Raw genomic sequence first — 18887 nt, 5'->3', positions numbered from 1 at the left:
TACTTGTTTGAATAGTTTTCAAATCAAAGAGTTTACTGTGCAGCAAACTTTGATGCGTTTTGAGAATAATTTTGTAAATCAGATTCTGAAACTTTTTCAAAGATTTTTGCTTCAGATGTAACTTTGGCCATTTTGATATTATTGACTCCATCTTTTGCTTCTGCTTTTAGATTAATTGCTGCAATAGCTAATGATGCTGCATCGTCTAAACTCAAATCATCTTTGTAATGTTTTTCCAAAAATGCATTTACGTCATCAGAACCTGCTCCAATTGCAATTGCTGCAAATTGAACATATGTTCCACTTGGATCAGTGACATAGATTGATTCACCTTTTTGATCAATTCCTGCAATTATCATAGAGACACCATTTGGTCGTACTCCACCATATTGTGTAAATTGATGGGCTTGGTCTGCTAGATGTTTAGCAACTGTTGCAACTTCAACAGATTCATCATATGTCATTCTATTTCCTTGTGAGAAAAATCTTGCACCATCTACTTGAACACGTGCATCTGGAATGTATCCTGCTGCTGCTACACCAATGTGGTAATCTACTTGAAAAATTTTCTGTGTAATATTACTAGTTTGTAAAGTACGAGGCTTTTCTTCAACTGCCATGATTACTCCTTGTTTGGTTGCAATACCTATTGCTAAAGTTCCTCTTTTCACTGTCTCAATGGCATATTCGACTTGGTAAATTCTACCGTCTGGAGAATACATGGTAGGGGTCATATCGTAACCTCTTGATGCCATCATAATATCACGAGTTCATCCTCAGTCAATTTAAGGGTAATTGTCTTGCCTGAATATGGAAAAGATCTGGAAATAGGGTTTTAAGTAAAAATGACAAAACCAATTCAAGAAATATGCCTAACCAACTCCTAGAATTCAAAGAAATCATAAAGTCTAAACAAAATCCAGATCAAAGAAAGACTGACAAGCAGACTAGAAAGCTTTTGTTGTATTTGTTTACTAGTACTAGGGGTGGATTTACACGATTACGAATAATCATTCATCTTCTGGATCAACCATACAATACTCATCAGTTGGCAAAAGAACTTGATCTTGACTACAAGGCAGTTCAACATCACATGAAAGTCCTCGAGAAAAATAACATGGTTTCAAAAATTGGAGAGAAATACGGTGCAATCTTCCATCTTTCAAATTTCCTTGAGATGAATATTGGTGCACTTGATGAAGCAATTGACAAACTTGATAGAAAGATGAATCATACCAAAGTCTATCTGTGACAATTCAGGATTTGCGATCTGAAATTTTGAACTAAACTTAATATAATATACACCGTTTTCAAAATCATCTTGGTCAAACACGATCCATTTGCAAATGCAACAAAACAAGTTAATGATGCATGTGATATTTTAGGAATCAAAGACAAAGAATTACGTGAATATTTGGCAATGCCAAATAAAATGATGAGAGTAAAAATTCCAGTAAAAATGGATAATGGAAAAATTAGAGTTTTCACAGGTTTTAGAAGTCAACATAACAATGACAGAGGTCCATACAAAGGAGGTATTCGTTACTTTAACCCAGAAGGTGGTGTTGAATATATGGAACGCGAAGTCATGGCACTTTCTTCATGGATGACTTGGAAATGTGCAATTGTAGATATTCCTCTTGGCGGAGGTAAAGGTGCAATCTATGTTAATCCAAAAACTGAGAAACTCAGTGATGGTGAAATGGAGAGACTAACAAGACAATTTGCATACAAAATTTCTGAAATTATTGGACCTGAAAAAGATATCCCAGCACCAGATGTTTACACAACAGGTAGAGAGATGACACAAATTATGGATACATTTAGCAAACTAAACGGCAACAAATATTCTCCAGGTGTAATTACTGGCAAGCCCATTTCTATGGGAGGCTCACTTGCAAGAAATGTTGCAACTGGATTAGGAGCAGCATATACAGTAAGAGAAGCTGCAAAAGCAATTAAACTAAATCTTAAAGGTGCCAAAGTCGTCTTACAAGGATTTGGTAATGCATCAACGTTTGCAGGAGAATATCTTGAAAAAATGGGCGCAAAGGTTATTGCAGTTAGTGATTCTAAAGGCTCTATTTCAATTCCAAAAGGTGCAAAGGTCAGCAAAATCCTTGAACACAAAGAAAAGAAAGGCTCTGTAGTAGGATTTCCTGGAAGCAAAAAAATCTCAACTGAAGAACTACTTACAACGAAATGTGATGTTCTAGTTCCAGGTGCATTAGAAAATCAAATCAATGCAAAAATTGCAAATAAACTTCAATGTAAGATTATTGCAGAAGCTGCTAATGGTCCAACTTTACCTGAAGCAGATCCAATTATCCTCAAAAAGAAAATTTTAGTAATTCCTGATATCTTGGCAAACTCTGGTGGTGTATGTATTTCATACTTGGAATGGGTTCAAAATAACACTGGATACTATTGGTCATTTGATGAGGTTGCAAATAAGATGGAGAAAAATATCACAAAGGGCTTCAAAGATGCTTACGCTTTATCTAAAAAGCACAAAATTGACATGAGAAAAGCAACCATGGTTTTGGCAGTAGAAAGAGTTCTTGAGGCCTTTAACCAAAAAGGCATCTGGCCATAATCTTAGGCTAGAAAAGATTCGTAACTCACTAGTTGTTCTATAAACATAATTTTCCCTTTTGTGATAATTCGTAGTTTTCTTTTGAAAGAAAGATCCACTCTAGTTCTTCTTTGTAACAATTGAATTGTTTTTCCAGTTAAGGTTCTACCCTTTTTGTCTCTATCAAAAAGAATAATCAGTCTATCGTATTTTGCAACAGAATCTGCAAAATTATTCATCCCTCCAAATCTATGATATTCTAAAACTTTGCCTGAAAAACCTAATTTTCTTAAAGCATTAGAATCTCGTTTCCCTTCTACTATGACCGCACTTTTTTCTATAGAATTTAATTCAAAAACAAATTTTTTTAATTCTAAAATCTCTTGTTCAGTAACTAACATAATACTGAATCCATTCAATCATATTAAAATACAATCTGAATTTTACCAATAAGTTAATTCAGTACTTTCTTTTCACCATGTTTAATGAAAACTGAAATAGAAATTGCAGAATATAGAAAAGAAATTGAAGAGAGGTTGATTAAAACTGAATCTATGGATGCCATGAAATACTATCAAGGTGTTCTCCGAAGTCTTGAGTGGGTAGTTACAGGGAAAGACGTTTAGAAAAATGTCTAGAGTATTACTTGTACAAAACACAAGAATTGAAGGTTCAGGATATTTGGGTGAATTGTTACAAAAAGATGGATTTGATATTACATCTGTAAATGCAAAACATGACAAACTTCCCGACAAAGATTTTTCTCTAGTTGTAATTTTAGGTGCACCCGAAAGTGCAAATGATGATTTACCTTATCTCCAAGCAGAACAAGATTTAATCAAAAAATCTGTTGAGAATAATACTCCTGTACTTGGTATTTGTTTAGGTTCGCAGTTAATTGCCAAAACCTTTGGTGCCAAAGTTTATCGTGGACCACGAAAAGAAATTGGATTTTATGATGATTTGAAAACCACTGGAAATTCTCCACTTTTTACTAACTTCAAAAATCCATTTACTGTATTTCATTGGCATGGTGATACCTTTGATTTACCCTCTGGGGCTATCCAATTAGCCTCGTCTGAACATTACTCCAATCAGGCATTTCAATTCAAGAGTGCAGTTGGTCTACAATTTCATCTTGAGGTAAATGAAGAGATGATCAACCTCTGGCTTGATAATACTGAAGATAAACTCCGAGAAATTCCATATATCGATCCACAAAAAATCCGTTCAGATATTGTTGAAAATATTTCAACTGTAAAATCAAATATGAAGAATTTTTACAATAATTTCAAATTAACATTTCAACTTTGACCAAAGTTTAATATAGTTAATTCTAATTTTATCGATCGAAAGATGGCCACTGTTAAGAAAATTTTTGAAGAAACTATTCAAACAGATCACAAAGTCATTACTGAAGAATTATCAAAATCTATTCTCAAAACTTATGGAGTGAAGGTTCCACCTTATGCACTTGCTACTTCTGCCGAAGAAGCTGCAAAACAAGCAAAGAAAATTGGATTTCCTCTTGTAATGAAAGTTGTATCTCCACAAATTTTACACAAGACTGATGTTGGTGGAGTGAAAGTTGGAATTGATAATGTCAATGATGTTAAAAAAACATTCAATGACATGTATGGTCGTTTATCAAAAAAGAAAGGTGTTGAAGTTAAAGGAATTCTTTTGGAAAAAATGGTTCCAAAAGGCGTTGAAATTATTGTAGGTATTCAAAATGATCCACAATTTGGTCCAATGATTATGGCTGGATTAGGTGGTGTAATGACTGAAGTTTTCAAAGATGTTGCATTTAGAATGTTACCAATTTCAACATCTGATGCAAAATCAATGATTAACGAACTCAAGGGTTCCAAACTTTTCAAAGGTTTCAGAGGAAGTGCACCAATTGATCTTAATATGATGGCAAAAATGTTAGTTCAAATTGGAAAATTGGGTGTAGAAAATGCTGATTACATTAACAGCATTGACTTTAATCCAGTAATCGTTTATCCAAAATCCCACTATGTTGTTGATGCAAAAATTATTCTAAATAACAAATTAACTAAAAATTCAATCTCAAAAGCAAAACCAAACATTACATCAATGGAGTCTTTCTTCACTCCAAAGTCTGTTGCATTAGTTGGAGCATCTGCGACCCCTGGCAAAATTGGTAATTCTGTATTAGATGCACTAGGAAAACAAGATTACAAAGGTAAAGTATATCCAATTAATCCTAAACAAAAATCAATTCTTGGAATCAAATGTTATCCTTCATTAGAAGATATACCTGCAAAGGTTGATCTTGTTGTTGTTTGTATTGACTTGTCTTTATGTGGACCGATTATGAAGACATGTGCAAAGAAAGGAATCCATAATGTTGTAATTGTTTCAGGTGGAGGAAAAGAACTTGGTGGTGATAGAGCCGCAATGGAAGCTGAAGTAAAAGAGTTATCAATAAAACACAAAATTCGTGTAGTTGGTCCTAATTGTATTGGAATGTTTAATGCAGCAAATCGTCTTGATTGTGCATTCCAAGGACAAGAAAGAATGGTACGTTCTAAATTAGGAAATGTTGCATTCTTTTCACAAAGTGGAACAATGGGAATTAGTATGTTAGAAAGTGCTGATTTGTTTGGTTTGTCTAAGATGATTAGTTTTGGTAATCGTTCTGATGTTGATGAGGCAGATATGATATGGTATGCTGCAAATGATCCTCAAACCAAAGTTATTGGATTATACGTTGAAGGATTTGGTGATGGTAGAAAATTCATCAATACTGCTAAACGAGTAATGAAAGAGAAAAAGAAACCTATTGTAATTTGGAAGAGTGGTAGAACTGCTGCAGGTGCAAAACAAGCTGCATCACACACAGGCTCACTTGGAGGTTCAAATGCAATGATTATGGGTGCATTCAAACAAGCAGGAATAATTTCAGTTGACAGTTATCAAGAATTAGTTGGAGTGTTAAAGGCACTAGCCTGGCAACCTCCTGCAAAGGGTAACAAAGTTGCTATGACCAGTAATGGTGCTGGACCGATGATTGGTGGTATTGATCAATTAGAACGATTAGGTCTTACAATTGGAAAATTATCTCCAAAAATTATGAAAAAGATTAAGGATCATTTCCCACCAACTGTTCCAATTCATAATGGTAATCCTGCAGATGTTGGTGGTGGTGCTACTGCAGATGACTATAGATTTGTCATCCAACAATTCTTGGATGAAAATAATATTGATATTGCAATGCCTTGGTTTGTTTTCCAGGATGATCCTCTTGAAGAAACAATCGTTGGTTATCTAGCTGATCTTTCAAAGAAAAAGAAGAAACCAATTCTTGCCGGTGGAAATGGAGGTCCATATACTGAAAAAATGATTAAATTAATTGAGAAACACAATGTTCCAGTTTACCAAGACCTTAGAACTTGGGTGGCAGCCGCTTCTGCTTTAGCTCAATGGGGCAAAGTACGTGGAAAATAGAGAACATTTAATTCCCATATCTCTTGGCAAATTATTATGTCACTAGTTACCACATCTACTTCTGATGGCATTTGTACTGTCAAAATTAACAGACCTGACAAACTCAATGCTATGAATACTGATGTTGCAAAAGAACTAATCAAAACTTTTGAAGAACTAAGCCAAAATGACAATGTCAAAGTAATTATTTTGACTGGTGAAGGAGAAAAGGCATTTTCTGCTGGTGCAGATATTGAATATATGTCTAAAATCTCTGCAGATGAATCAGTGGAATATGCCAAGACAGGTCAACTTGTTACTGCAACTGTTGAATTGGTAAAACAACCAACTATTGCAGCAGTAAACGGCTTTGCTTTAGGTGGAGGTTGTGAACTTGCAATGTCTTGTGATATTAGAATAGCAGCAGATACTGCTAGACTAGGTCAACCAGAAGTAACAATTGGTGTCCCTCCAGGATGGGGTGGCACTCAAAGATTAATGAGAATTGTGGGAATAGCAAAAGCAAAAGAACTTGTTTACACAGGTAAGATGGTCAAAGCAGAAGAAGCAAAAGAAATTGGTTTAGTAAACCATGTAGTTCCTCTTGCATCATTAGAAGAAGAAGCTTTGAAAATGGCACAACAAATTGCTGGAAACTCAACCATGGGCGTTCAGATGTCTAAAGTTGCAATCAACAAAGGAAGAAATGCAGATCTTGATACTGGTCTTGCACTAGAATTACTTGCTTGGAGAAATTGCTTTACTCATCCAGACCGGGAAGAACGCATGACAGCATTTGTAAACAAATCAAAGAAATAGCTATTTCTAATTTCTTTCTTATTTTATTTATTAAAAAAAGTTAGAGTTTCTAAAACTCTACTTTACTGAAACTACTCCCACTCTCCAAGGATGGAATGAACAATAGTAATTGTATACACCTGCTTCTTCAAATGTAAACTCAAATCTGTCTCCGGTGTTTAATGGAGGACTATTGAACAAATCAATCACATTTCCAAGCTCATCTTGGCTTTGGATGTTATGTGGAACAGAATCATCATTTACCCATGTTACTTTGGTGTTTGTGGTAATTTCGAGATTCAATGGCAAGTAAACCCCACTACCTGATACATCAAAATTTCCATTAGGAATGATTATTTGTGCTTCCATTGCTTCTGATACAACTTCTTCAGCAGACTCAATCACAATTACTCCATTTTCGATCAAAAATTTAATTGCATTGAGAAATTCTGTTTCAGAAATATCTCCCTGGCCATACCATAATGCATTATTTTTAACCCATTCTGGAACTGATTCTGCAGCTGCTTGATTAGCTGTAACTGAAACTAATAGAATTGAAAACACCATTGTAATTATTGATATTTTCATTGATCTGTGTTTCATAGTCAAAAATGCCTTTTGGATGATTTATCACATGAGTACACATTGTCTTGCACTGCGGTCAAATCTGTTATAACTAATTTTGAACCTATTTTTTCATGCAAGAATTAGTTCAATCTCAAAAAATAATGGATGATGAAAGAAAGCAAGTAATTTTGGAAATCCTTGCTGACAAGTATTGTAAATTAATCCTCCATAATACTCTGGAAAAACCAAAGTCTGCAATGGAAATTTCTGGTGAAAAGAAAATTCCTATTAGTACTGTATATCGACGTTTACAAACCCTATATGATGCAAAATTACTTGCTATCTCTGGTTCAATAAATCAAGATGGAAAAAAATATTTTCTATACAAGAGTAGAGTAAAATCCATTTCTCTAAAATGTGATTTAGAAGTAACTACTGTTGAACTAGTACCAAATACTTCACGCGGAAGTTAATCTTTGAGGGTCTTTGTAGAGTAAAATGATGGACAATAACCTTACTTCTACAAAACGACAAATACATTCTTCAAAAAAGGAATCTACTCGTAGTATTACCTATAGACTTCCAGAAAAATTGGTCTCAGAATTAGAAACAGAATCTACTCAGAAAGGTATTTCCCAAAATGTTTTGGTGAGACAGATTTTAGAAAAATATGTCCAATGGGATCGTTTTTCAAGTAAAATTGGAATGATTCCAGTTCCTAAAGGGATACTTGAAGCATTAGGTGGAGAATTAGATGGAAAAGATATTGATGAAATTATCACATTGATGTTTCCTATGATAAAGGATACTGTTTTGTTTATCAAAGGTGGATATGATCTAAAACGTTGTGTTGAAACATTAGAAGACTATATGCGTGCATCTGGAATGAATTCTGATCATAGAGTAGAAGGTGACATGCACATATTTTTAATTCAACATGATTTGGGATTGAAATGGTCTGTCTTTACAGAACAATTGCTTACTCAAGTATTTCGTAGTTTCTTACCTGAAAAAGAATTAAAATTTCAGACTACTGATACTACAGTTATCTTATCTGTATCATTGGGTTCAGACTTCAATGAACATGATTATCATAATTGAAATTCAATTAACCCTTTGAAATATCACTTTTCATAAAATCTATTGATGAGTTCTCCTGACTCTATCCAAAAGAAAACTTGGGTTAAGCAAATAATGAGTAATTCTATAGTCTCTGTTGATTCATCTGTTACTGCAACTAATGCTGCAAAAATGATGGAAGATACTGGGGTGGGAGCTGTAGTAGTTTTAGAAAATAATTTACCTGTTGGCATTGTCACTGATAGAGATTTTGCAATTAAAATCACTGCACATTCGTATCCTATTGATACTCCGGTCAGAAGAATAATGTCATCTCCTCTGATCTCAATTGACTCAAATTCTGATTTGTGGATTGCATCTGATTTGATGTCTTCTAGAAATGTTAGGAAATTACCTGTTATTGATGACGATAAGGTTGTTGGCATTTTAACTTCAAGTGATTTAGTCAAACATATTGCTGATCACTAGCTTTGAGGTTGAGATTTCTCTCATTTCTTAAATTACTAGTGTGTCAGGTGGGAAAAGCTTCTTATATTTTGAATCATCATTTTTCTTCATAATGGCAACTGAGCAAACACAAAAGATGGTCACAGTTACCTCAAAAGCAGCTGAAAAAATCCAAGAATTTATGAAAGAAGAAGCAGAAGCCCCTGAATACCTTAGAGTATATGTTCAAGGTGGCGGTTGTTCTGGTCTATCTTATGGAATGGGCTTTGAAAAAGCACCAGAAGAAGATGACATTGTCTTGGAAGAAAATGGAGTCAAACTCCTAGTTGACAGCTACAGCGTTGATCATCTGCAAGGTGCAAACGTAGACTATATTGAAAGCCTAATGGGTTCTGGATTTAAAATTAACAATCCAAATGTTACAAAATCCTGTTCATGCGGTCACTCATTTAGCACAGAATAAACAAATTCATTATTTTTCATTTTTAGTTTCTCCTAGCGTTTGCTATCTCAGAATTTTTGAAAAAATTCATAATTTTAACAAATTTTTGCGATACCCTCATATATTGCAGGTAGAAACTCAAATTATGATAATAAAGGAGATGAATAGTTTATGCCTCAATCAGGAATTGTCAAATATCACGTTAAACTTTCCTATGAAGTCGATGGACTTGTTGAAAGAGCAGATATAATCGGAGCAATCTTTGGCCAAACAGAAGGACTGTTAGGCCCAGAGATGAATCTGAATGAACTGCAACGAGTTTCTAAAGTAGGTCGTATTGAAGTCAATGCCAAATCTACATCAAACACTACTAATGGTGATGCATTAATCCCAATGAGTACTGATATTGATACTTGTGCATTAATTGCTGCAGGTATTGAGAGCATCGACAAAGTAGGGCCATTTGATTGTGCATTCAAATTAGAAGCCATAGATGATGTACGAGCTGCCAAGAAAGATGATATTGTAAAACGAGCTAAAGAAATCAAACAAAAATGGGCAACTAAGACCGTCAGTGAAGGTGAAAGCATGTTAAATGATGTTCACCAAGGTGATGCAGGAAAACTAACAACATATGGACCATCAAAATTAACTTGTAGTTCTGGTCTATCTGATTCTAATTGGGTAATTCTAGTTGAAGGAAGAGCTGATGTAATCAATCTTCTTAGAGCAGGATATGACAATGTACTTGCAATTGAAGGTGCAAAAATTGATGAATCTATCAAAGAACTATGTAATACTAAAGACACTGTAGTTGCTTTCCTTGATGGTGATAGAGCAGGAGGATTTATTCTCAAAGAACTAAAATCACTTGTTCCATTAGATTACGAAATTCAAGCAGACAGTGGTGTTGAAGTTGAAGAGTTAACTCCTCAAAGAATTGATGAAATTCTAAGACCAATTGCTGATGAGATTAAAAATGGAAAACCAGCTCCTGAACTAAAAAGTGAAGATGATAAACCAGTAGCAGAGATGGCAGCAAAAGTATTTCCAAATCTGAATGAAACTCTTGAAGCCGTAGCATTAGATGGAGATCAAAATGAAATTTTCAAAGTTCCAATCAGTGAAGTTGTTAGTAAACTATCATCACAATCTGGAATCAAATACCTTCTACTAGACGGAATTATTACTCAGAGACTTTTAGAAGGTGCCAAAAATGCAGGTATTGAATGTGTAATTGGACACAGAGTTGCAAAATTATCCAATTCTGATGGAATGACACTAAAAACATTCGGTGACTTAGGCGTATCTTAGAATAGATGACTGAACTAAAGATTCAGCATCTCCTAACTCTTTCCTATTTACTTTCCAAAGGAGCAAAATACAATTATGTTTCTATAACCACTTCATCCCTTGGAAAAAACATAAAGAAATCACAACAAGCTGCTTCAAAACATCTTCTTGAATTAGAACAAAATCAGTTCATTGAGAGAATAATTAGTGGACGCAATATCTCAGTAAAAATTACATCAAAAGGATTTTCTGAAATGGTAAAATTATCGGCAATTTTACAAAAAAGTCTTGATTCTTCACCCTCTCATGTTGAATTGAAAGGTACCTTGGTTTCTGGAATGGGTGAGGGTGCATATTACATGGGATTAAAAGGATACACAAAACAATTCCAATCAAAAATCGGTTATGTTCCATACCCTGGAACTCTAAATGTCAGATTAGATCAAAAAATTCATCAAGAAGCAATTAAACAGTTTGAAACTCTGAATGGTACTAAAATTAAGAGTTTTTCAGATGGAAAGCGTACCTATGGATGGGTAAAGTGCTTTAGTGCCAAACTTAACAATTCTACAAACTGTGAATTAATTATTCTAGAGCGTACACATCATGATGATTCAATTATAGAATTAATTTCAAAATCTTGCTTAAGAAAAACTGCTAAATTAAAAGATGGTTCAAAAGTTTCAATTAAAATTCCAATAAATTCCTAAATTCCGTGAATTGATTCACCGTATTCTTTTTGAATTTTAGAACTAGAACTTTCAGGAATGGGTGATTGCAATCTTGCAACCTTTGCATCTAATTCTATTTTTTTACATCCTTCTGTAATGAATTTCTCTTGATGAACTTGGTCATATCCAAGAGCTATAATTTGTGGTTTGACATGATTCACTGTTTTGAAAATATCATCTTCTTGACCAATTAAACAAAGGTCTACCATTGATAATGAATTTACTAATTCTTGTCTCTGCTCTTGTACGTGAAGTGGCCTTCTTTTCTTCATTTTCATTGCTGTATTATCAGTTGCAACTACCACTACGAGAACATCTCCTAATTCTTTTGCAGCATTTAACGTATGAATATGACCTGGATGAATAATGTCAAAAACTCCTCCAGCTAAAACTACAATTAATGAATTCCTACCGGACTCTGTTAGGGTATTATCTTCATTTACAAATTGTTTTTTAATCAAATTTTCTATATTTGATTTGATAATATTTTCTTCAAGCAAAGTTTTTTTCTTTATTTCCTCAAATGCATTCTTTTCTTGAATTTGTGCGACATACATTATGGATAATATGGTTTTTTCACTTTGTTCCATCGTTCTTTCTATTTTTGACCCTCTCTTTAATTCATCGCTAAAAATTACATTTTTGGATCAAGGCCTTTTGCTAATCTTAATGCATCAACAAGACCATCCGCATACCCGATACTCAAGATGGCAACTTCGTCTTGACCATCTTCTAGAAATTTTTCTGCATCCTTTACGTATAATTCTGCATTTTCTAAAATTCCATGAAATTCTTTCTGGTTTTTGTATAGTGGCTCTACCTCTTCAAGAGCTTCTCTGACCATTGGAACATATTTTTTCATCATTTGGATGGAAATTTTCTTTGTTTTTTCTGAATTGTCAAATGGTTCATCAATACATTGACCCAATATTTTCAATGCATCTGATTCTGTAAAATGTAATCTTCCTGGAATAATTACTGTGTGAGGTGGTTTGCCAAAATCTGTTTTCTTTAAGCTTGATATTTTTCCTGAAATAATGCTTTGATCTTTGAATCCTATTCTTGATGCAACTATTACATATGTGGATGAACTGATGACATTTCTAATTTGTCCTTTTTCAGTCTCCAAAAGCTCATCCAATGCATCTTTTGGATCTAAGAAAAAATCTTTGTCTTGATTATATTCTAAAAGAAGTACTGTGTGATTTCCTTCTATGATGTTTTTGTAAATTACATAGTATGGTGTTGTTAATGATTTCATTTCACTCATTATTGTTGCAATTCTTCCAACTTTGTAAAAATGCAAACCACATTCTCCAATCATTGAGGTAAGTGATGAAGATGCATGAATGGAATGTGTCTTTATTTTTTCTTCTATTGCTCTGGTTCTTAATTCAATATGTGTAGTAGCAATGTATGGATCCCCATATGCTAATAATGCAACTTTCTTTTTCTTTGCATTTTTTAATATTTCACTACCATCTTCAACAAGCCATCTTTTTGCAAGAATGAATTCTCCTTTTGTAGCATTCTTGATTTTTGTTAAATCTGATTTTCCAATTGGACTTGTAAATTGTTCCAAATATACAATATCTGCTTTTGATAAAACATCCAATGCCTCACTAGGAATTGATTTGAATCCTGAAATTCCTAGACCTACAAACCAGAGCATTATTGCATTTTTCTATCGTGAAGTCTTTTTAAATGCTGTAGTGTTTTCTTGAGAATTTCTATTCCTCTAAGATACTCATCTACTGATACCTTCTCATCAATTGTATGAGCTTCGTGAGGATCACCTGGACCATATGTTACAACTGGAATTCCCCATTGATTCCCGAGAACATTCATGTCTCCTGTACCTGTTTTTCTGATCAAAGTTGGTGCTGATTCCTCTACTTCTCTAATTCCAAGAGTAAATGCTCTAACTAGTGGTGAATTATGTGATGCTTCAAATGGTTCAGTCTCGTCAAGAATTGAATAAAATGCCTCTACTTCTCTCTCTTGAGAAATTTCTTTAACCAAAGTTGAAATTTTTTGTTCAATTGATTTACAATTCATATCTACAGGTATTCTGATATCAAAAGTTGTCTCACAATCTTTTGGTGTAACATTATGACTTGTTCCTCCTTTAACTTCTGTCATGGTTGCAGTCAATAACATTCCTTTAGTTTTGTCTTCTTGATTTGCTTCTAATTTTTCTTTTAGTTCTCTTGCAAAAATCATTGATTCTAAAATTGCATTCTTTGATAACCATGGTGCACTAGCATGAGAACTGTCTGGAACACTAATTTTGAGATTAATTGCTAATCTTCCTTTGTATGCTATTGTAACTTTTTTAATTCCACTTGGTTCCCCAAATACTGCATAATCTATATCCATTTTCTTTTTAACTAAATTCTTAATCCCTGTTGCATTTCCTTCTTCATCAACTGCTCCGACAAAAATTACTGTTCCATTATTATTTTGGATTGATGCTGCAGCAAATAACATTGCCATTAATGGTGCTTTTGCATCTGATGCTCCTCTGCCATACAATGCATCCCCTTCTTTTCTTACTTTGACTTTACCTGGAACAACATCCATGTGTCCACACAGCATAATTTTTGGTGAACCTGAACCTTTCTTGGCTATGACGTTTCCCACTTCATCAATCTGAATATCTTCAAACCCTAAATCATCACATTTGTCAGCTAAAAATTCTGCCATTGGTTTTTCACTGAGGGATGGAGTGTACAATCTTAGTGCTTTCTCTAACATCTTCACTGCAAATCTTGGTGTAACTGTAAAATGAGTGTCCAATTCTTACTTTTTTATCTTCAGTGCATAATCTAGCATTAAGGAAGGAATGTCTACATCACAGACTCTTACTGTGTTTTTGTATTCAGTTGTATTATTTACCTCATGTACAACAAGTCCTTTCTCATTACTTTCCATCAAATCTACACCTACGATATCTCCTTCAATAGCATGTTTTGCCTTAATACACATTTCTTCCATTTCTTGTGTAACTTTGCATGGTTCTGCAGTTCCTCCCAAGGCCATGTTGGTTTTCCAATGTTTAGAAGAACGATAAATTGCTGCTACAATTTTGTCCCCCACCATTATTGCTCTAATGTCTCTTGGTGGTCTTTTTACAAATTCTTCTAAGTAATGAACTTGGTAAATTGGATACATGTTTTCTCTACTCTCAATAATTCCTTCAGCTGCATCTCTATCGTTTAATTTGGAAATTAATCTTCCCCAACTACCAACAGTTGGTTTAATCACTTTTGGGTATCCTTGGGAATCTAATGCTTCCAAAGCTGCATCTTTTGAAAATGCTACAGTTGCATCTGGTGTAGGAACTCCAAATTTTTTTAATAACATATGTGTAAATAATTTATTTCCAGCAAAAACTCCTGTATTGAGACAATTGATTACTTTGACACCAATTCCTTCAAGAGCTGCAGTTGAATGTAGATTTCTATAATAACTCACACATCTTTGAATAACTACTCCATAATCTTCAGGTTTTTTTTCTAAATCAATTGCCAATTTTTTACAATCGACCATCTGGATGTTGATGTTCTTTTTTTTACCGGCTTCTAGTAGAGCTTTTTCTTCCCAACGGATGGTATCGTAAAGAATGGTAACGTCAGGATTCACTGTCCCCAATCCTCACCAACCGTTTGGGCCGGCTTTAGATCGAAACCGTTTGAACCTTTAGCTAATTCAAAACTTGCGCCACATTCCGGACATGTTACGATTTCTCCTTCAAGTGCATCACTTGGTATGGAAATATCTGCATCACATTCTTCACATTTTGACATATTTTCTCTTCATTACTCCTCTTTATTTATCATTAATTATCTTTTTTTCAAGTCTGTCTTCTAATGGAATCTCTATTAGATCTCCCATTCTGAGGCCTTTTAGTCCTGCTGCAACAGCTTTTGCACCTTCATCATCTTTCTCTAATCCTAATAATGACATCAAATATGCCGCACCTGTTTTACCAGCTAATTCTCCAAATACTATTCTTCTTCTGTTTCCTACTGTTCTAGGTGGAATAGGCTCATAGGCTGCAGGATTTCGAAGAATTGCTGCAAGATGAGTTCCTGCTTTGTGTTTGTAAGCTGAAGACCCAACAATTGGTTTTGAATCATATGGTTTAATTGATGTGTATTCTTCAATCAATCTGGATAAATCTAGTAACATATCTAATCTGAAGTCATTTGGAGATTTGTATAGGTAAGTTAATGCTACTGCAACTTCTGCTAATGGCGGAATTCCTGTCCTTTCACCGATACCGTCAATTGTAGTATGAATTTGATCAACTCCTGCATCACATGCTGAAAATGCGTTAGCAACTGCAAACCCGATATCATTGTGAACATGTGCATCTAATGGAACATCTACCACTTCTCTTACTTTTTTAACAAAATTATACATTCCAATTGGACGTAGGATTCCTACGGTATCTGGCAAACTAATTCTGTCTACACCAGCTTCTTCAATTGCTTTACATACTTTAAGTAAAAATTCTGGCTCAGCTCTACTTCCATCTTCTACAGTGAATCTAATTTTTAGTCCATGGGATTTTGCATACTCTACCGTCTCAACTGCTCTTTCAAGTGCTTCTTCTCTTGAAATTCGTAATTTATCTTTGAGATGAATATCTGAAATTCCTAAATATGCTGCACACCATTTGGCATCAACATCTAACGAAGTATCAATATCTTGTTTTAATGCACGTCCATGAGATACAATGTCTGCATTTAATCCTTGCTTGATAATTGTTTTAGTTGCTTCTTTATGATCATTTGATACTACTGGTGAAATCTCAATTTGATCAACACCGAAATAATCTAACATCCAAGCGATTTGGATTCTTTGTTTGTTTGTAAATGAAACACCTGGGTGTTGTTCACCTTCTCTTAAGGTACTATCTAACACCCTAATTTTTTTTGGATTTTTGTCATATGCGTTATACAAGTTTGCATAGTGATTCGGATCTTTCATTACTGAAATCGTTACCATAAATTGATGATATAAACATATTCGTACTATCTTCGTTGAAAAACTATGATTATGATCCTAATTTAGTTTTGAAATTAAATTTTGAAACGAAAGTCGTTTTTAGATTATTTTTCTTAAAATTATTACCGTGTTGGTATCCACTACACCTGGAATCTTTCTTAATGCATCAATACTATTGTTAATTTCTGTAATGCTTGTGGCACTCATAATTGTTGTAATGTCATACTGTCCTGTAATTTCATAAACTGTTTTTACACCATCTAGTTTTGCTAACTTTAGTGATACTTTTGAAGTATCTGTTGCAGAATCTACTGAAACTAGAACGATTGCACTAGTTGTATTCTCTTCACCTAATTCTAAAGTAAATTTTTTGATTGTTCCACTATCAACTAGATTTTTTACCCGTCTTCTAACTGCTGATTCTGATAGTTTTAGTTTTTTACCTATATCTACAAATGATTCTCTAGAATCTTCTTTTAGATAACCAATGATTTTTTCGTCTACTTTATCCTTGTACATTTCTTTTTTCTTCCTCTTCAGTAAGTACTAAATCAAGAGCATGTAAAACTTTTGTTACGTCATCTTCAGATATTACTAATGGAGGAAGAATTCTGAGAATATTCCTTCCAGAATAAAGCATTAGAACTCCTTTTTTGATTAAACCAAATAGAATATCTTTTACTTCAAATTTCATCTCTATTCCTATCATGAGGCCTTTTCCTCTAACTTCTCTAATCATCTGATGATTTTCTTTTAGTTTTTCTAATCCTTCTCTAAATAATTTCCCCATTTTCTCAGAATTTTCAATCAATCCATCTTCTGTGATTGCCTTAAGGGCTGCAGTTCCTGCTGCACAAGATATTGGATTTCCTCCAAATGTTGATGAATGCTCACCCTTACTTATTGAAGCTAGAATATCTGGTCTTACAAGAGTTGCACCCATTGGCACTCCTCCTGCAATCCCTTTTGCTAAACATAAAATATCTGGAGCAGTATTCCAATGATCACAAGCCCATAATCGTCCTGTTCTACCTAAACCAGCTTGTATTTCGTCAAAAATTAACACAATTCCTTTTTCATCGCAAAGCTTTCTCACATCCTGTAAAAATCCTTCAGGTGCAACAATGATTCCGCTTTCTCCTTGTATTGGTTCTAAAATCACAAATGCTGTATCCTCATCAATAACTGAACGTAATGATTCAATATCTCCGTAAGATGCAAATGATACTTTTTCAACTAGTGGAGCAAATGCTTTTCTGTATTTTGGATTAAATGTTAATGATAATGCTCCAAATGATTTTCCATGATAAGATCCTTTCATTGCAACCATTCCTTTTTTCCCTGTAAACTTTCTTGCAAATTTCATGGCAGCTTCAATTGCTTCAGCTCCACTGTTGTTTAGATGAACTTGTGTCAATTCTTTTGGTGCTAATCCAATTAATGTAGTCAAAAATTCTTCTCTTGTTTTATTGTATAATGAACTATGTACTGTAATGATTTTATCTATCTGTTCTTTGATTGCATTGTTTACTCTTTCATTTTTGTGACCTACTAAAGCTACTCCGTATCCTCCCATACAGTCGATGTATTCTTTTCCATCAGTATCCCAAACATGTGCCCCTACACCTTTTTCAATTGTAACTGGAAATCTCTGATAGAGGTTTCCCATAAATTGGTCTTCACTCATGTTCAATCACCGTGCAATTATCATGTGCAATAGCTGATGAAATAGGATTTTCTCTCTGACCATTTCCAATTAATGCCACTTTAACTCCCATATCTAATGCTTCAGTAGATGCCAAAATTTTCTTTTCCATTCCAGGTCCTATTTTTGGTCTAATTTCTTTTGCTTCTGCCAATGTTAGTTTTGGTACAAGTTTGTCATCCATTAATAATCCATCAACGTTTGTGATGAATAATACCTTATCACAACCAACTTTGCCTGCAACATATGCTGCTGCTCTGTCTCCATCAATATTAAGAAATTCTGATTCCTCACTTATTGCTATGGGTGAAATTACCGGTGTTAGGCCTTGATCTAAAAGTGATTTGATAAATTTAGAATTTACTTCTCTAATTTTTCCTGTATATCCGCCATCAATTGCTTGTTTTCTACCTTTTTCATTAACAATTAGTAATTTCTTTTTTCTGTCAGCTTCGATAACCTTTGCATCTACCCCTGATAGACCGATTGCATTAATGCCATTTTTTTGAAGCATTTGAACAATTGTTTTGTTAATTCTACCTGACATGACCATGGTGAAAATTTCTGCGGTTTCTTTGTCTGTGTATCTACTTTTGATGCCACTTGGAGATGTAACAAATTTTGGTTCTTTTCCAAGTTGTTCGCATACTTTGGTAACTTCTTTTCCACCACCGTGAACGATAATTACCCCTTCAGTTTCTGCAGTTTTTTTAATATCTAAAATTGTTGATGGGTGTAAATCATCTACTACACTTCCACCAATTTTGATTGTGATCATTT

At 34.1% G+C, this 18887-nt stretch carries 24 protein-coding genes; 12 read left to right on the top strand and 12 right to left on the bottom strand.

What is annotated here, in order from left to right; all coding sequences use genetic code 11:
* Positions 1 to 32 precede the first annotated feature (32 nt).
* Positions 33 to 758, bottom strand: a complete 726-nt coding sequence (locus C5F47_RS07295; RefSeq protein WP_179360436.1) for an archaeal proteasome endopeptidase complex subunit alpha — start codon at positions 756 to 758, stop codon at positions 33 to 35.
* A gap of 110 nt (positions 759 to 868) precedes the next feature.
* On the opposite strand from C5F47_RS07295, the gene C5F47_RS07290 reads away from it, so the two are divergent.
* Entirely contained in the window at positions 869 to 1252 is a 384-nt protein-coding gene (locus C5F47_RS07290; RefSeq protein ID WP_179360435.1) for an ArsR/SmtB family transcription factor, read from the top strand.
* Positions 1253 to 1321: 69 nt separating this feature from the next.
* Positions 1322 to 2596 carry a Glu/Leu/Phe/Val family dehydrogenase gene (locus tag C5F47_RS07285; RefSeq protein ID WP_179360434.1) on the top strand — a complete coding sequence of 425 codons (1275 nt, stop codon included), beginning with the start codon at positions 1322 to 1324 and terminating at the stop codon, positions 2594 to 2596.
* Between the two features lie 2 nt (positions 2597 to 2598).
* Here C5F47_RS07285 and C5F47_RS07280 read toward each other — a convergent pair whose 3' ends face one another.
* Positions 2599 to 2976 carry a toprim domain-containing protein gene (locus tag C5F47_RS07280; RefSeq protein ID WP_179360433.1) on the bottom strand — a complete coding sequence of 126 codons (378 nt, stop codon included), beginning with the start codon at positions 2974 to 2976 and terminating at the stop codon, positions 2599 to 2601.
* Positions 2977 to 3060: 84 nt separating this feature from the next.
* On the opposite strand from C5F47_RS07280, the gene C5F47_RS07275 reads away from it, so the two are divergent.
* The 4 genes from C5F47_RS07275 to C5F47_RS07260 are packed head-to-tail and all read left to right on the top strand — an operon-like array spanning position 3061 to position 6847.
* The gene (locus tag C5F47_RS07275; RefSeq protein WP_179360432.1) at positions 3061 to 3201 is read left to right on the top strand and encodes a hypothetical protein; all 141 of its coding nucleotides are present in this window, start codon (positions 3061 to 3063) and stop codon (positions 3199 to 3201) included.
* A 4-nt stretch (positions 3202 to 3205) separates the two neighbouring features.
* A complete protein-coding gene (locus C5F47_RS07270) occupies positions 3206 to 3889 on the top strand; it encodes a type 1 glutamine amidotransferase (RefSeq protein WP_179360431.1) in 684 nt (227 codons plus the stop codon).
* Positions 3890 to 3931: 42 nt separating this feature from the next.
* Positions 3932 to 6049 carry a 3-hydroxypropionate--CoA ligase gene (locus C5F47_RS07265; RefSeq protein WP_179360430.1) on the top strand — a complete coding sequence of 706 codons (2118 nt, stop codon included), beginning with the start codon at positions 3932 to 3934 and terminating at the stop codon, positions 6047 to 6049.
* A 36-nt stretch (positions 6050 to 6085) separates the two neighbouring features.
* Positions 6086 to 6847: an enoyl-CoA hydratase/isomerase family protein gene (locus C5F47_RS07260; protein WP_179360429.1), complete on the top strand. Its 762-nt coding sequence runs from the start codon at positions 6086 to 6088 to the stop codon at positions 6845 to 6847.
* A gap of 57 nt (positions 6848 to 6904) precedes the next feature.
* Here the strand turns inward: C5F47_RS07260 and C5F47_RS07255 are convergent, their stop codons facing one another.
* Positions 6905 to 7429 (bottom strand): cupredoxin domain-containing protein, encoded by a 525-nt coding sequence (locus C5F47_RS07255; RefSeq protein ID WP_179360428.1) that lies wholly within the window; start codon positions 7427 to 7429, stop codon positions 6905 to 6907.
* Positions 7430 to 7524: 95 nt separating this feature from the next.
* Here C5F47_RS07255 and C5F47_RS07250 point away from each other — a divergent pair, with 95 nt between their 5' ends.
* From C5F47_RS07250 to C5F47_RS07225, 6 genes are all read left to right on the top strand, one after another.
* On the top strand, positions 7525 to 7866 hold the full coding sequence (locus tag C5F47_RS07250) for a helix-turn-helix transcriptional regulator (protein WP_179360427.1): 342 nt from the start codon (positions 7525 to 7527) through the stop codon (positions 7864 to 7866).
* A gap of 25 nt (positions 7867 to 7891) precedes the next feature.
* Positions 7892 to 8494, top strand: a complete 603-nt coding sequence (locus tag C5F47_RS07245) for a hypothetical protein (protein ID WP_179360426.1) — start codon at positions 7892 to 7894, stop codon at positions 8492 to 8494.
* 45 nt (positions 8495 to 8539) lie between these two features.
* Positions 8540 to 8941, top strand: coding sequence for a CBS domain-containing protein (locus C5F47_RS07240; RefSeq protein ID WP_179360425.1), 402 nt, complete (start codon positions 8540 to 8542; stop codon positions 8939 to 8941).
* A 91-nt stretch (positions 8942 to 9032) separates the two neighbouring features.
* Positions 9033 to 9383: an iron-sulfur cluster insertion protein ErpA gene (gene erpA / locus C5F47_RS07235; RefSeq protein ID WP_179360424.1), complete on the top strand. Its 351-nt coding sequence runs from the start codon at positions 9033 to 9035 to the stop codon at positions 9381 to 9383.
* A 150-nt stretch (positions 9384 to 9533) separates the two neighbouring features.
* Positions 9534 to 10676: a DNA primase DnaG gene (gene dnaG / locus C5F47_RS07230; protein ID WP_179360423.1), complete on the top strand. Its 1143-nt coding sequence runs from the start codon at positions 9534 to 9536 to the stop codon at positions 10674 to 10676.
* A gap of 5 nt (positions 10677 to 10681) precedes the next feature.
* Positions 10682 to 11365, top strand: coding sequence for a DUF120 domain-containing protein (locus C5F47_RS07225; protein ID WP_179360422.1), 684 nt, complete (start codon positions 10682 to 10684; stop codon positions 11363 to 11365).
* Here the strand turns inward: C5F47_RS07225 and C5F47_RS07220 are convergent.
* The 9 genes from C5F47_RS07220 to C5F47_RS07180 all read right to left on the bottom strand — a co-directional run bounded on the left by C5F47_RS07220 (position 11362) and on the right by C5F47_RS07180 (position 18885).
* Positions 11362 to 11976: an FAD synthase family protein gene (locus C5F47_RS07220; RefSeq protein ID WP_179360421.1), complete on the bottom strand. Its 615-nt coding sequence runs from the start codon at positions 11974 to 11976 to the stop codon at positions 11362 to 11364. The genes C5F47_RS07225 and C5F47_RS07220 overlap by 4 nt on opposite strands.
* 44 nt (positions 11977 to 12020) lie before the next feature.
* Positions 12021 to 13058: a diphthine synthase gene (gene dph5 / locus C5F47_RS07215; protein WP_179360420.1), complete on the bottom strand. Its 1038-nt coding sequence runs from the start codon at positions 13056 to 13058 to the stop codon at positions 12021 to 12023.
* The gene (locus C5F47_RS07210) at positions 13058 to 14185 is read right to left on the bottom strand and encodes a M20/M25/M40 family metallo-hydrolase (RefSeq protein WP_179360419.1); all 1128 of its coding nucleotides are present in this window, start codon (positions 14183 to 14185) and stop codon (positions 13058 to 13060) included. Before C5F47_RS07210 ends, dph5 begins: the two co-directional genes overlap by 1 nt.
* 3 nt (positions 14186 to 14188) lie before the next feature.
* Positions 14189 to 15031, bottom strand: coding sequence for a lysine biosynthesis protein LysX (gene lysX, locus C5F47_RS07205; protein ID WP_179360418.1), 843 nt, complete (start codon positions 15029 to 15031; stop codon positions 14189 to 14191).
* Complete coding sequence (lysW/argW, locus tag C5F47_RS07200) at positions 15028 to 15195, bottom strand: alpha-aminoadipate/glutamate carrier protein LysW (protein ID WP_179360417.1); 168 nt, start codon at positions 15193 to 15195, stop codon at positions 15028 to 15030. The genes lysX and lysW/argW overlap by 4 nt, the downstream gene beginning before the upstream one ends.
* Before the next feature lie 22 nt (positions 15196 to 15217).
* Positions 15218 to 16384, bottom strand: coding sequence for a LeuA family protein (locus C5F47_RS07195; protein ID WP_179360416.1), 1167 nt, complete (start codon positions 16382 to 16384; stop codon positions 15218 to 15220).
* Positions 16385 to 16501: 117 nt separating this feature from the next.
* Positions 16502 to 16921, bottom strand: a complete 420-nt coding sequence (gene lysM, locus C5F47_RS07190) for an HTH-type transcriptional regulator LysM (protein WP_179360415.1) — start codon at positions 16919 to 16921, stop codon at positions 16502 to 16504.
* On the bottom strand, positions 16908 to 18089 hold the full coding sequence (locus tag C5F47_RS07185; protein ID WP_179360414.1) for an aspartate aminotransferase family protein: 1182 nt from the start codon (positions 18087 to 18089) through the stop codon (positions 16908 to 16910). The genes lysM and C5F47_RS07185 overlap by 14 nt, the downstream gene beginning before the upstream one ends.
* Positions 18082 to 18885: a [LysW]-aminoadipate/[LysW]-glutamate kinase gene (locus C5F47_RS07180; protein WP_179360413.1), complete on the bottom strand. Its 804-nt coding sequence runs from the start codon at positions 18883 to 18885 to the stop codon at positions 18082 to 18084. Before C5F47_RS07180 ends, C5F47_RS07185 begins: the two co-directional genes overlap by 8 nt.
* Positions 18886 to 18887 lie beyond the last annotated feature (2 nt).

The sequence above is a fragment of the Nitrosopumilus cobalaminigenes genome, from assembly GCF_013407145.1.
In the GTDB taxonomy this organism is placed as follows: Archaea; Thermoproteota; Nitrososphaeria; order Nitrososphaerales; family Nitrosopumilaceae; genus Nitrosopumilus; species Nitrosopumilus cobalaminigenes.
This window is presented reverse-complemented; position numbering and strand designations above follow the sequence as displayed.

Excerpts from the sequence above, each read along its gene's own strand:
- C5F47_RS07295 (WP_179360436.1), bottom strand. The coding sequence starts at position 758 with ATGATGGCATCAAGAGGTTACGATATGACCCCTACCATGTATTCTCCA.
- C5F47_RS07290 (WP_179360435.1), top strand. The coding sequence starts at position 869 with ATGCCTAACCAACTCCTAGAATTCAAAGAAATCATAAAGTCTAAACAA.
- C5F47_RS07280 (WP_179360433.1), bottom strand. The coding sequence starts at position 2,976 with ATGTTAGTTACTGAACAAGAGATTTTAGAATTAAAAAAATTTGTTTTT.
- C5F47_RS07275 (WP_179360432.1), top strand. The coding sequence starts at position 3,061 with ATGAAAACTGAAATAGAAATTGCAGAATATAGAAAAGAAATTGAAGAG.
- C5F47_RS07270 (WP_179360431.1), top strand. The coding sequence starts at position 3,206 with ATGTCTAGAGTATTACTTGTACAAAACACAAGAATTGAAGGTTCAGGA.
- C5F47_RS07265 (WP_179360430.1), top strand. The coding sequence starts at position 3,932 with ATGGCCACTGTTAAGAAAATTTTTGAAGAAACTATTCAAACAGATCAC.
- C5F47_RS07260 (WP_179360429.1), top strand. The coding sequence starts at position 6,086 with ATGTCACTAGTTACCACATCTACTTCTGATGGCATTTGTACTGTCAAA.
- C5F47_RS07255 (WP_179360428.1), bottom strand. The coding sequence starts at position 7,429 with ATGAAACACAGATCAATGAAAATATCAATAATTACAATGGTGTTTTCA.
- C5F47_RS07250 (WP_179360427.1), top strand. The coding sequence starts at position 7,525 with ATGCAAGAATTAGTTCAATCTCAAAAAATAATGGATGATGAAAGAAAG.
- C5F47_RS07245 (WP_179360426.1), top strand. The coding sequence starts at position 7,892 with ATGATGGACAATAACCTTACTTCTACAAAACGACAAATACATTCTTCA.
- C5F47_RS07240 (WP_179360425.1), top strand. The coding sequence starts at position 8,540 with ATGAGTTCTCCTGACTCTATCCAAAAGAAAACTTGGGTTAAGCAAATA.
- erpA (WP_179360424.1), top strand. The coding sequence starts at position 9,033 with ATGGCAACTGAGCAAACACAAAAGATGGTCACAGTTACCTCAAAAGCA.
- dnaG (WP_179360423.1), top strand. The coding sequence starts at position 9,534 with ATGCCTCAATCAGGAATTGTCAAATATCACGTTAAACTTTCCTATGAA.
- C5F47_RS07225 (WP_179360422.1), top strand. The coding sequence starts at position 10,682 with ATGACTGAACTAAAGATTCAGCATCTCCTAACTCTTTCCTATTTACTT.
- C5F47_RS07220 (WP_179360421.1), bottom strand. The coding sequence starts at position 11,976 with ATGGAACAAAGTGAAAAAACCATATTATCCATAATGTATGTCGCACAA.
- dph5 (WP_179360420.1), bottom strand. The coding sequence starts at position 13,058 with ATGCTCTGGTTTGTAGGTCTAGGAATTTCAGGATTCAAATCAATTCCT.
- lysW/argW (WP_179360417.1), bottom strand. The coding sequence starts at position 15,195 with ATGTCAAAATGTGAAGAATGTGATGCAGATATTTCCATACCAAGTGAT.
- C5F47_RS07195 (WP_179360416.1), bottom strand. The coding sequence starts at position 16,384 with ATGAAAGATCCGAATCACTATGCAAACTTGTATAACGCATATGACAAA.
- lysM (WP_179360415.1), bottom strand. The coding sequence starts at position 16,921 with ATGTACAAGGATAAAGTAGACGAAAAAATCATTGGTTATCTAAAAGAA.
- C5F47_RS07185 (WP_179360414.1), bottom strand. The coding sequence starts at position 18,089 with ATGAGTGAAGACCAATTTATGGGAAACCTCTATCAGAGATTTCCAGTT.
- C5F47_RS07180 (WP_179360413.1), bottom strand. The coding sequence starts at position 18,885 with ATGATCACAATCAAAATTGGTGGAAGTGTAGTAGATGATTTACACCCA.